Raw genomic sequence first — 4,401 nt, 5'->3', positions numbered from 1 at the left:
CGATCGCCACCGCGCCGGCCTGCGACAGCGCGGCCGAGGCGCCGGCCGTCGACGCCGCCACGATGGCCGAGGCCACCGCGAAATTGCCGCCCGCCAGAGCGGCCGTGCTACCGATGGCGGTGGCCAGCTGCGTGATGGCATTCAGCGCCAGCAGCGTGGCGACGGCCTTGCTGCCGTCCAGGCCCATGCGCAGCAGCGACACTTCATTGCCCCACAATTTCCAGGTCGCCGTCGACGCCTTCATTTTATCCATCCACCACTGGCGCTGCGTGGTGCCCAGCATGCCGGCCACGCTCAGCGGATCGACCCCGATCTGGGCGCCGCCGGCCAGCTTCTGCGCCTCGACGCTGTTGAACAAATCCTCCGGCACCAGGTAGCGCGCGCCGATGCGGCCCAGCGGCTTGCCGGTGGCCGGGTTGATGCTCGACTCCGGGATCACATGGTCGGAACGGTACAGGCGCTCGTCCGTCATCACCAGCTGCATCAGCTTCCCGAACTGGAAGTCGCGGTAGATCTGGATGTTCTGGAAACCGGGATTGGCCAGGTCCAAATTGACGTCGGCCGGCATGTATTCGAACCAGGCCTGGTTGGCGCCGCGGCGGCGCGCCGGCTGGTGCAGGTCGCTGCCGTCGGCGTTGAAGCTGCCGTCGTAGGTGATGGCGTCCTGCCAGCAGTCGTCCGAGAATTCGTGGTCGTCCCAGATGGCGATGAAGGGGAAGCGCTCGTGCACGGCCTGCAGGCGCAAGTCGCTGCGGTATTTCTTGTACAGGTAGCGGTAGTCGGCCAGCGTGGTGGCGTACCTGCCGCCCGCGCTGCCGCTGAGGAAAGTCCCGTCGGGCAGCGCCAGCGCCGCGTGGCGCGTTTCGACGGCGCCGACCTGGAAGCTGTCGCCGACGGTTTCGTAAATGTAGTCGCCGACGTGGACGATGAAGTCCAGCGCTTCGTTGGCGGCGATGTAGTCGAACGCGCCCCAGTGGTTGATGCTCCAGTCCTGGCACGTCATGTAGGCGAAGCGCAGCTGCGCGACGTCGTCGGTGGCGGCCGGCGCCGTCTTGCAGCGGCCGACGTTGGAGCGCACGTCGCCGGCGATGAACTGGTAGTAGTAGACCTTGCCGGCGCCCAGGCCCGTGACCTTGTGGCGTATCGTGTTGTCGAATTGCGTTTGCAGATTGACGGTGGTGTCGACCAGCGTGGCGCCGCTCAGGGCGGCGTTGCCGCCGAGCGAGGCGCTGTTGTCGGCGTCGGTGAACACCAGGCGGATGGCGGTGTCGGGCGCGGCCGGCACGGCGGCGGCCACGTCCAGCGTCGACGGAATGGCGCGCGTCCACAGCATGATGCTGTCGGCGCGCGGGTCGCCCGAGGCCACCGATTGCGGGAACAGCCAGTTGGCGCCGGTGGCCGGCGGCGCGGGCGGCACCGGCGGCGTGACGGGCGCGGTGTCGCCGCCGGCGCCGCAGGCGCTGAGGCCGACGGTGGCCGCCGAAACGGTGATGAAGCCGCTGTATGTGAGGAACCGCCTTCTGTCCATGGTCTTGTCTCCGCTTGTAATAATGTCAAAGAAATAAACTCTAGCACGCGTTTGTGACAGGCCGCCGACAAGAAATCGAGTGTCACTTCTATTATTGTGCTTGCAAGGGCGGGGCCGGCGGGCGGCGGTTTCGCCATGGGGCGATATGCTAAAATGTCGCCCTCACCGACACACCGCCTAAGGAAGACCGAACATGGCTGGACACAGCAAATGGGCCAATATCAAGCATAAAAAAGCCGCGACGGACGCCAAGCGCGGCAAGATCTGGACCCGACTGATCAAGGAAATCACGGTCGCCGCCCGCATGGGCGGCGGCGATGTCGCGGCCAATCCGCGTTTGCGCCTGGCCATCGACAAGGCGGCCGACGCCAATATGCCCAAGGATAACGTGGCGCGCGCGGTCAGCCGCGGCACCGGCGGCGAGGACGGCGCGGCCTACGAGGAAGTGCGCTACGAGGGCTACGGCATCGGCGGCGCCGCCATCATCGTCGACTGCATGACCGACAACCGGGTCCGCACCGTGGCCGAAGTGCGCCACGCGTTCAACAAACATGGCGGCAATATGGGCGCCGAAAATTCGGTCTCCTTCATGTTCAAGCACTGCGGCCAGTTCCTGTTCGCGCCCGGCGTCAACGAGGACGCGCTGATGGAAGCGGCGCTCGAAGCGGGCGCCGAAGACGTCGTCGCCGACGACGAGGGCGGCTTTGAAGTGCTGTGCGCGCCGCTCGATTTCGCCGCCGTCAAGGACGCGCTCGACGCCGCCGGATTCAAGGCCGAAGTGGCCGAGATCATCATGAAGCCGGCCACCGAAACCGTCTTCACCGGCGACGACGCGATCAAGATGCAGAAGCTGATGGACGCGCTGGAAAACCTCGACGACGTGCAGGAGATCTACTCCAACGCGCTGATCGAAGACTGATAGATGTATTGAACCTATAGATCGGCATTATGAAAATATTGGTAGTCGGCTCCGGCGGCCGCGAACACGCCCTGGCATGGAAACTGGCGCAATCGGATCGGATCCAGATGGTGTATGTCGCGCCGGGCAACGGCGGCACGGCGCGCGACTCGCGCCTGCAAAACCTCGACATCACCGACCTGCACGAACTGGCCGGCTTCGTCGAGCGCGAAAACATCGCGCTGACGGTGGTCGGTCCCGAGACGCCGCTGGCCGGCGGCATCGTCAACCTGTTCCGCGCGCGCGGCCTGAAGGTGTTCGGCCCGACCAAAGAGGCGGCGCAGCTCGAGTCGTCGAAGGACTACGCCAAGGCCTTCATGCAGCGCCACGGCATTCCGACGGCCGCCTACCAGACCTTTTCGGACCTCGCGCCGGCCCACGCCTACATCGACGCGCAGGGTGCGCCCATCGTCATCAAGGCCGACGGACTGGCCGCCGGCAAGGGCGTGGTGGTGGCCATGACGCTGGCCGAGGCGCACCAGGCGGTCGACGACATGCTGGCCGATAACCGCTTCGGCGACGCCGGCGCGCGCATCGTCATCGAGGAATTCCTGGCCGGCGAGGAGGCCAGCTTCATCGTCATGTGCGACGGCAAGAACGTGCTGCCGCTGGCCACCAGCCAGGATCACAAGCGCCTCAAGGACCACGACCAGGGCCCGAACACGGGCGGCATGGGCGCCTATTCGCCGGCCGCCATCGTCACGCCGGAGATGCACGCGCGCGTGATGCGCGAGATTATCAACCCGACCATCCAGGGCATGGCGAAGGACGGCATCGTCTTCACCGGCTTCCTGTACGCGGGCCTGATGATAGACGCGGCGGGCAATCCGAAGACGCTGGAATTCAACTGCCGCATGGGCGACCCGGAGACGCAGCCCATCATGTCGCGCCTGAAGACGGACCTGGTCAGCGTGATGGAACACGCGGTCAACGGCACGCTCGACGCCATCGAGCTGGAATGGGACCGCCGCACCGCCGTCGGCGTGGTGCTGGCCGCCGACGGTTATCCGGACGCGCCGGTCAAGGGCGCGGTCATCGAAGGCATACCGGCCGAGACGCCGGAGTCGCTCACCTTCCACGCGGGCACGCGGGAAGTGGCGGGCCAGTTGCAGGTCAGCGGCGGCCGCGTGCTTTGCGTGGTCGGCCTCGGCGACAGCGTGCGCATGGCGCAGAAGCAGGCTTACGAAACGGTCGACCAGATCCGCTTTGAAGGCATGCAGCTGCGCCGCGACATCGGCTGGCGCGGTTTGAAGCACTGAGCGGCGGCGGCTCGGCCGCTGTCGTAACGTCGGGGTCTAGACCGTGGGTCAAGACCGTGGCCTGACCCCGATTTAGTTTGCAGAGATTCAGCCCCCACCTAGCCTGCCCCAAGCCCGAGCTATCACAAAAACGCGCAACAGGGTACAATCGACCCTCAGTTTTTTAATCGCCGCGCGCAATGTCGTCATCCCCATCCCCATCGGCCGTCAAGGCTTACCTGCTCGATCTGCAGAACCGTATCGTCGCGGCGCTCGAAGCGCTCGACGGCAAGGCCTTCCTGCGCGATGCGTGGGAGCGTCCCGACGGCGGCGGCGGCATCTCGCGCCTGATCGAAGAAGGCCATGTGATCGAGCGCGGCGGCGTCAATTTTTCGCACGTGGCCGGCGCCTCGCTGCCGCCGTCGGCGTCGGCCCACCGCCCCGACCTGGGCGGCCAGCCGTGGCAGGCGATGGGCGTGTCACTGGTGCTCCACCCGCGCAATCCGCACGCGCCGACGGTGCACATGAACGTGCGCTTCTTCACTACCACCGCCGCCGACGGCACGCCGGTCTGGTGGTTCGGCGGCGGCATGGACCTGACGCCCTATTACGGCGACGAGGACGACACGCGCCACTTCCACCGGAGCTGCCGCGACGCCCTCACCCCGTTCGGCGAC

At 66.5% G+C, this 4,401-nt stretch carries 4 protein-coding genes; 3 read left to right on the top strand and 1 reads right to left on the bottom strand.

Going from position 1 to position 4,401, the window contains the following annotated elements:
- Positions 1 to 1,528, bottom strand: a 1,528-nt coding sequence (locus Q0S71_RS07285) for an alkaline phosphatase D family protein (RefSeq protein WP_295993529.1), incomplete at its 3' end; no start/stop codon positions are given.
- Between the two features lie 193 nt (positions 1,529 to 1,721).
- On the opposite strand from Q0S71_RS07285, the gene Q0S71_RS07280 reads away from it, so the two are divergent.
- From Q0S71_RS07280 to Q0S71_RS07270, 3 genes are all read left to right on the top strand, one after another.
- On the top strand, positions 1,722 to 2,447 hold the full coding sequence (locus tag Q0S71_RS07280; protein WP_295993522.1) for a YebC/PmpR family DNA-binding transcriptional regulator: 726 nt from the start codon (positions 1,722 to 1,724) through the stop codon (positions 2,445 to 2,447).
- A gap of 29 nt (positions 2,448 to 2,476) precedes the next feature.
- The gene (purD, locus tag Q0S71_RS07275; protein WP_295993519.1) at positions 2,477 to 3,745 is read left to right on the top strand and encodes a phosphoribosylamine--glycine ligase; all 1,269 of its coding nucleotides are present in this window, start codon (positions 2,477 to 2,479) and stop codon (positions 3,743 to 3,745) included.
- Between the two features lie 179 nt (positions 3,746 to 3,924).
- The coding region (locus Q0S71_RS07270) for a coproporphyrinogen III oxidase (RefSeq protein ID WP_295993517.1) at positions 3,925 to 4,401 on the top strand (477 nt) is incomplete at its 3' end.

Source organism: Rugamonas sp. (genome assembly GCF_025354735.1).
Taxonomy (GTDB): domain Bacteria; phylum Pseudomonadota; class Gammaproteobacteria; order Burkholderiales; family Burkholderiaceae_D; genus Rugamonas.
This window is presented reverse-complemented; position numbering and strand designations above follow the sequence as displayed.